This window comes from Streptomyces sp. NPDC038200, assembly GCF_055600785.1.
The window spans coordinates 218,222-224,782 of record NZ_JBVJYH010000017.1; the positions used below are offsets into that span (position 1 = coordinate 218,222).

A 6,561-nucleotide genomic window follows, 5' to 3' on the forward strand; every position below is an offset into this window, starting at 1 on the left:
AGAGAATTGTCGGCGGGGTGGTGTACGGTTTTTATGTAGTGATCGCTAGAAAAAGCTGCGCCGCAGATCTGCGCTGCACAGGTCTGGGCTGGACGAATGCGGAGGGGTGGCCATGGGTGCGCTCACGGGGAAGACGGCACTGGTCACGGGAGGCGGCCGGGGCATCGGGCGGGGGATCGCCGAGCGGCTGGGCCGCGACGGGGCCCGGGTGGCGGTGCATTACGGGAGCAACGAGACCGCCGCCAAGGAGACGGTCGCCGCGATCGAGGCGGGCGGCGGCTCGGCGTTCGCGATCGGAGTGGAGCTGGGCACGCCCGGGAACGCCGAGCGGCTCTGGGAGGAGTTCGACCGGCATGCGGACGGGCTGGACATCCTCGTGCACAACGCGGGCATCGGCGCCTCCCGCCCGTTCGCGGAGATCGACGAGGAGGAGTACGACCGGCTCTTCGCGGTGAACGTGAAGGCGCCGTTCTTCCTCACCCAGCTCGGCGCGGAGCGGCTGCGGGACGGCGGGCGGGTGGTGAACATATCGTCCGGGCTGGCGCGGTCCGCCCTGATGCCCCACACCGTCGCCTACGGGATGACCAAGGCGGCGCTGGACGTCCTCACCCGGGACCTGTCCAAGGTGCTCGGCCCCCGCGGGATCACGGTGAACTCCGTGGCACCCGGAATCGTGGACACCGACATCAACGCCTCGTGGCTGCGCGCGAGCGACGAGGCCCGGCAGGAGGCCGCCGCGTACTCGGCGCTGGGGCGGGTGGGGACCCCGGCGGACATCGCCGACGTGGTCGCCTTCCTGGTCTCCGAGGACGGCCGCTGGGTGACCGGACACTGGCTGGACGCGACGGGAGGCTCCCTCGTCTGAACCCGGTCCGAGAGCCCGGAAAACCGCCTTCCGTCCCGCGCCGCCGCACGCCGATTCTGTTAGATTGGTCTAAACCACATAGAGACGCACAGAGCCCTCTTCAGAACGGCAGGCCCAGCGTGGAAGTTGTCATCGTTCCGGACGCCGCGGCGGGCGGCGAGCTGATCGCCGAGGCCATGGCGCAGCTGCTGCGACGCAAGCCCGACGCCCTGCTCGGCGTGGCCACCGGCTCCACCCCGCTGCCCATCTACCAGGCACTGACCGCGAAGGTGCGCTCCGGCGCCGTGGACGCCTCGCGCGCCCGGATCGCGCAGCTCGACGAGTACGTGGGGCTGCCCGCCGACCACCCCGAGTCCTACCGCTCGGTGCTGCGCCGCGAGGTGCTGGAACCGCTCGGCATAGACATGGAAGCGTTCATGGGGCCGGACGGCACGGCGGAGGACGTCCAGGCGGCGTGCGAGGCGTACGACCGCACGCTCGCCGAGGCCGGCGGGGTGGACCTGCAACTGCTGGGCATCGGTACCGACGGGCACATCGGGTTCAACGAACCGTGCTCCTCGCTCGCCTCGCGCACCCGGATCAAGACGCTGACCGAGCAGACCCGCGTCGACAACGCCCGCTTCTTCGACGGCGACATCGAGCAGGTCCCCCACCACGTCATCACCCAGGGCATCGGGACGATCCTGGAGGCCCGGCACCTGGTGCTCCTGGCGACGGGCGAGGGCAAGGCGGACGCCGTCGCCGCGACCGTCGAGGGCCCGGTCGCGGCCGTCTGCCCGGCCTCCGCGCTCCAGCTCCACCCGCATGCCACGGTGGTCGTCGACGAGGCCGCCGCGTCCAAGCTGAAGCTGGCCGACTACTTCCGGCACACCTACGCCGACAAGCCGGAGTGGCAGGGAATCTAGCCGGGGCACCGGCGGGGACGGGCCCTGACTCACCCGCGCTCCGCCGGAGCGATGGACTAGACCAACAGCGGGTGCAACGGTATACAGAGGGGATCACGGAGCGTGCGGGGGGAGTCCTGACCCGGCAACCCGTGCCACGATGTGAGCCGTGGCCGATGGGATGTCGGTCGCTTTCGGCATTCGGAGCCGGGAAGGCAGAGCATGAGCACCGACGTCAGCAGTGCGGAGAACGAGACCGGCACCACCCGTACCGCGCGCGTGCCCAAGTACTACCGCTTGAAGAAGCACCTGCTCGACATGACGGAGACGCAGGCGCCGGGTACGCCGGTCCCGCCCGAACGCACGCTGGCCGCCGAATTCGACACGTCCCGCACCACGGTGCGCCAGGCCCTGCAGGAACTGGTCGTGGAGGGCCGGCTCGAACGCATCCAGGGCAAGGGCACCTTCGTGGCCAAGCCCAAGGTCTCCCAGGCGCTGCAGCTCACCTCGTACACCGAGGACATGCGGGCGCAGGGCCTGGAGCCGACCTCGCAGCTGCTGGACATCGGGTACATCACCGCGGACGAGCGGCTCGCCGAGCTGCTCGACATCGCCGCCGGGGGGCGCGTGCTGCGCATCGAGCGGCTGCGCATGGCCAACGGCGAGCCGATGGCGATCGAGACCACCCATCTGTCGGCCAAGCGTTTCCCGGCCCTCAGGCGCTCGCTGGTGAAGTACACCTCGCTGTACACCGCGCTCGCCGAGGTCTACGACGTGCACCTCGCCGAGGCCGAGGAGACCATCGAGACCTCCCTGGCCACCCCGCGCGAGGCGGGGCTGCTGGGCACCGACGTGGGCCTGCCGATGCTGATGCTCTCCCGCCACTCGCTGGACCGCGAGGGCAAGCCGGTGGAGTGGGTGCGGTCGGTGTACCGCGGGGACCGGTACAAGTTCGTGGCACGGCTGAAGCGGCCCGTGGAGTAACCGCCCGGCACGTTCGCTGAATCGATATACCGATATGCGGACGAGGTCTTCCACTGCCACGACAACGTCACCTAGATTGCCTGCGCATTACACAGGTGATCAGCGAGGGGACGGAGCCGTGGCATGTCCGAAACGCCTGAAGTGAGACCACCGGTGGTGACACCGGTGCGGGTGATCATCGCACTGTGTCTCGTCGCGCCCTTCGTGGCGATGCTGTGGGTCGGCTCCTACGCCAAGACGGACCCCGCGTTCATCGGGATCCCGTTCTTCTACTGGTACCAGATGCTGTGGGTGCTGATCTCCACCGTGCTCACCATGCTGGCGTACAAGCTCTGGCAGCGTGACCAGCGCGCCCGTCAGGACACGAACGGGGGTGCGGTGAAGTGAAGGACGGAGTCAACGGCGTCGCGCTCGGCGTCTTCATCTTCTTCTTCCTGGCCGTCACGGTCATGGGCTTCCTGGCCGCGCGCTGGCGCAGGGCCGAGAACGAGCAGTCCCTGGACGAATGGGGTCTGGGCGGCCGGTCCTTCGGCACCTGGGTCACGTGGTTCCTGCTGGGCGGCGACCTGTACACGGCGTACACCTTCGTCGCCGTACCGGCGGCGATCTACGCGGCGGGCGCGTCCGGCTTCTTCGCGGTGCCGTACACGATCCTGGTGTACCCGCTGATCTTCACCTTCCTGCCCCGCCTGTGGTCCGTCTCGCACCGCCACGGGTACGTCACCACCTCCGACTTCGTGCGCGGGCGGTTCGGCTCGAAGGGCCTGTCGCTGGCGGTGGCGGTGACCGGCATCCTGGCGACGATGCCGTACATCGCGCTCCAGCTCGTCGGCATCCAGGCGGTGCTGGACGTGATGGGCGTCGGGGGCGGCGAGGACACCAACTGGTTCGTGAAGGACCTGCCGCTGCTGATCGCCTTCGGTGTGCTGGCGGCCTACACCTACTCCTCCGGTCTGCGCGCCCCCGCGCTGATCGCGTTCGTCAAGGACACCCTGATCTACATCGTCATCGCGGTGGCGATCATCTACATCCCGATCAAGCTGGGCGGGTTCGACGACATCTTCGCCAAGGCGGGTGACGCGTTCAGCCAGGTCAACCCGGCCACGGGGAAGCCGCGCGGCGCGCTCGCCCCGCCGGAGGCGGGCCAGTGGACGTACGCCACGCTGGCCCTCGGCTCCGCGCTCGCGCTGTTCATGTACCCGCACTCGATCACCGCGACCCTGTCGTCCAGGAGCCGTGAGGTGATCCGTCGCAACACCACGATCCTGCCGCTGTACTCCCTGATGCTGGGGCTGCTGGCACTGCTGGGCTTCATGGCGATCGCGGCCGGTGTGAAGGTCACCAACGGGCAGCTGGCGATCCCGCAGCTGTTCGAGGACATGTTCCCGGACTGGTTCGCCGGTGTGGCCTTCGCGGCGATCGGCATCGGCGCCCTGGTCCCGGCCGCGATCATGTCGATCGCCGCCGCCAACCTCTTCACCCGCAACATCTACAAGGACTTCATCAAGCCGGACGCCACGGCCGAGCAGGAGACCAAGGTCTCCAAGCTGGTCTCCCTGCTGGTGAAGGTCGGCGCCCTGGTCTTCGTCCTCACCATGGACAAGACGGTCGCCATCAACTTCCAGCTCCTGGGCGGCATCTGGATCCTCCAGACCTTCCCGGCCCTGGTCGGCGGCCTGTTCACGCGCTGGTTCCACCGCTGGGCGCTGCTGGCCGGCTGGGCGGTCGGCATGATCTACGGCACGGCCGCCGCGTACGGCGTCGCCTCGCCGACGCAGAAGCACTTCGGCGGCTCGGCCAAGGAGATCCCCGGCATCGGTGAGATCGGCTACATCGGCCTCACGGCGTTCGTCCTGAACGTCGTGGTGACCGTGGTCCTCACCGTCGTCCTGAAGGCCGTGAAGGCCCCCGAGGGCGTCGACGAGACCCGGCCGGAGGACTACACCGCGGACGCGGGCGACCCGGGCGTCCAGGTGGAACTGCCGCCCGCGACCGCGGGGGCCGGCCACTAGACAGCCGTCGCCGGACGGGCCGTCGGAGCACATCCGGCGGCCCGTTGCCGTACCTCCGCGGGGACAGGGACACGCGGACCCGGCCCGCGACGGCCAGGGCCCCGCGCGCCGCCCACCGCAGCCGCGAACGCCTCGGCTCCGTCCGCACACCGGAGCGGGACGGCGATCCGCTCCCGGACGGGCCGTACGTCACGCCGGTCGCCCACGAGTTGACCCTCTGAAACCGCGACGACACAACATCTGGGGGTGACACGACAGCCCGGCACTAGATGTATGCTCATCCTCGCTGTCATGCAGGGGAATCCGGTGCAAGTCCGGAACTGTCCCGCAACGGTGTACTCGCGCGCCTCCGCACGCCTGTTCAGTCCGAGGACCTGCCGGCAGCCCACCCGGCCCGTCCGGTCCGGGTGTGTTTCTGACGACGTCCGGGCCTCGCGGAGTGGGCCGGTGGACGCGACGCCGTGCGCGCTCGTGGCTGCCCCTGCCCTCCGCCAGGCCCCGTGCCGAGCGAGGGAGAGCCCCACGTGACCATCGCGCCAGCCGATCCGGCTTCAGTCAGCGAGCTGGAGACCGACGGTCCCGGTACCGCGCTGCTGCGGACCCTGACCGAGCTGACCGCCGACCTGCCCGACGCCGACCCGGGCCGGGTCGCCGCCGCCGCGCTGCGCGGCCGGTCCGCGCGGGCCGACGAGGCGGAGCTGCGCGAGCTGGCCACGGAGGCCGCCGCCGGACTGATCTCCGAGGACCCCGCCTACTCGAAGCTGGCCGCCCGGCTGCTGACCCTCGCGATCCGCGACGAGGCCGCCTCGCAGGGGGTGACGTCCTTCACCCAGTCCATCGCGGTCGGGTACCTGGAGGGCCTGATCGCCGACCGCACCGCGGACTTCGTCCGGCAGCACGCGGAGCGGCTCGACGCGCTGATCGACGGCACGGCCGACGACCGGTTCGGCTATTTCGGCCTGCGCACCCTGCACAGCCGTTACCTGCTGCGCCACCCGATCACCCGCAAGGTCGTGGAGACGCCCCAGCACTTCATGCTGCGCGTGGCGAGCGGCCTCGCCGAGGACGACACGACCCGTTCCGTGGAGGAGGTCGCGGCGCTCTACAGGCTGATGAGCCGCCTGGACTACCTGCCGTCCTCCCCCACCCTGTTCAACTCCGGTACGCGGCACCCGCAGATGTCGTCCTGCTATCTGCTCGACTCCCCCCTGGACGAGCTGGACTCCATCTACGGCCGCTACCACCAGGTCGCCCGGCTCTCCAAGCACGCCGGCGGCATCGGCCTGTCCTACTCCCGTATCCGCTCGCGCGGTTCGCTGATCCGGGGGACGAACGGGCACTCCAACGGCATCGTGCCGTTCCTGAAGACCCTCGACGCCTCCGTCGCCGCGGTCAACCAGGGCGGCCGGCGCAAGGGCGCGGCCGCGGTCTACCTGGAGACCTGGCACTCCGACATCGAGGAGTTCCTGGAGCTGCGGGACAACACCGGTGAGGACGCCCGCCGCACCCACAACCTGAACCTGGCGCACTGGATCCCGGACGAGTTCATGCGCCGGGTCAACGCCGACGAGCAGTGGTCGCTGTTCTCCCCCGCCGACGTCCCCGAACTGGTCGACCTGTGGGGCGCGGAGTTCGACGCCGCCTACCGCAAGGCCGAGGCCGCGGGACTGGCGAAGAAGACGATGCCGGCACGGGACCTGTACGGCCGCATGATGCGGACACTGGCGCAGACCGGCAACGGCTGGATGACCTTCAAGGACGCCGCCAACCGCACCGCCAACCAGACCGCCCTGCCGGGCAACGTCATCCACTCCTC

General features: G+C 69.8%; 6 protein-coding genes and 1 riboswitch. All 6 genes read left to right on the top strand.

What is annotated here, in order from left to right; all coding sequences use genetic code 11:
- Positions 1–112 precede the first annotated feature (112 nt).
- A complete protein-coding gene (locus ACZ7KF_RS30200) occupies positions 113–865 on the top strand; it encodes an SDR family oxidoreductase (RefSeq protein ID WP_471081818.1) in 753 nt (250 codons plus the stop codon).
- Positions 866–984: 119 nt separating this feature from the next.
- On the top strand, positions 985–1,770 hold the full coding sequence (gene nagB, locus ACZ7KF_RS30205; protein WP_471081821.1) for a glucosamine-6-phosphate deaminase: 786 nt from the start codon (positions 985–987) through the stop codon (positions 1,768–1,770).
- A 201-nt stretch (positions 1,771–1,971) separates the two neighbouring features.
- Entirely contained in the window at positions 1,972–2,733 is a 762-nt protein-coding gene (locus tag ACZ7KF_RS30210; protein ID WP_225823339.1) for a GntR family transcriptional regulator, read from the top strand.
- A 123-nt stretch (positions 2,734–2,856) separates the two neighbouring features.
- The gene (locus tag ACZ7KF_RS30215; protein ID WP_471081824.1) at positions 2,857–3,120 is read left to right on the top strand and encodes a DUF3311 domain-containing protein; all 264 of its coding nucleotides are present in this window, start codon (positions 2,857–2,859) and stop codon (positions 3,118–3,120) included.
- The gene (gene mctP / locus ACZ7KF_RS30220; RefSeq protein ID WP_471081827.1) at positions 3,117–4,745 is read left to right on the top strand and encodes a monocarboxylate uptake permease MctP; all 1,629 of its coding nucleotides are present in this window, start codon (positions 3,117–3,119) and stop codon (positions 4,743–4,745) included. The genes ACZ7KF_RS30215 and mctP overlap by 4 nt, the downstream gene beginning before the upstream one ends.
- Before the next feature lie 283 nt (positions 4,746–5,028).
- Positions 5,029–5,129, top strand: a riboswitch (adenosylcobalamin-variant (AdoCbl-variant) riboswitch).
- A 140-nt stretch (positions 5,130–5,269) separates the two neighbouring features.
- A partial coding sequence (locus ACZ7KF_RS30225; RefSeq protein ID WP_471081830.1) for a ribonucleotide reductase N-terminal alpha domain-containing protein occupies positions 5,270–6,561 on the top strand: 1,292 nt, incomplete at its 3' end.

Bases quoted from the DNA above. Each gene is read 5' to 3' on its own strand.
- ACZ7KF_RS30200 (WP_471081818.1), top strand. From the start codon at position 113: ATGGGTGCGCTCACGGGGAAGACGGCACTGGTCACGGGAGGCGGCCGG.
- ACZ7KF_RS30210 (WP_225823339.1), top strand. From the start codon at position 1,972: ATGAGCACCGACGTCAGCAGTGCGGAGAACGAGACCGGCACCACCCGT.
- ACZ7KF_RS30215 (WP_471081824.1), top strand. From the start codon at position 2,857: ATGTCCGAAACGCCTGAAGTGAGACCACCGGTGGTGACACCGGTGCGG.